At 47.8% G+C, this 542-nt stretch carries 1 protein-coding gene; it reads left to right on the top strand.

The window, feature by feature from the left end:
- Positions 1-542 (top strand): GTP-binding protein (locus ACVA54_RS19695; protein ID WP_446619686.1); only part of this gene is annotated, 542 nt, incomplete at both ends.

Genomic DNA, 542 nt, shown 5'->3' with positions numbered 1-542 from the left:
GTAAAACCGCACGTAAACGTTGGTACTATCGGCCACGTTGACCACGGTAAAACAACTCTAACTGCAGCTATCTGTACTACACTTGCAAAAGTATACGGCGGTGCTGCTCGTGACTTCGCATCTATCGATAACGCTCCAGAAGAGCGTGAGCGCGGTATCACAATCTCTACTTCTCACGTAGAGTACGACACTCCAACTCGTCACTACGCACACGTAGACTGTCCAGGACACGCGGATTATGTTAAAAACATGATCACTGGTGCTGCACAGATGGACGGTGGTATCCTAGTTGTTGCTGCAACAGATGGCCCAATGCCACAAACTCGTGAGCACATCCTACTAGGCCGTCAGGTTGGTATCCCTTACATCATCGTATTCATGAACAAATGTGACATGGTTGACGATGAAGAGCTACTAGAACTAGTAGAAATGGAAGTTCGTGAACTTCTATCTGAGTACGATTTCCCAGGTGATGACCTACCAGTTATCCAAGGTTCTGCACTAGGCGCACTAAACGGCGAAGAGCAGTGGGAAGCGAAAAT

It is taken from the genome of Vibrio sp. PNB23_22_6 (assembly GCF_052877535.1).
This window is presented reverse-complemented; position numbering and strand designations above follow the sequence as displayed.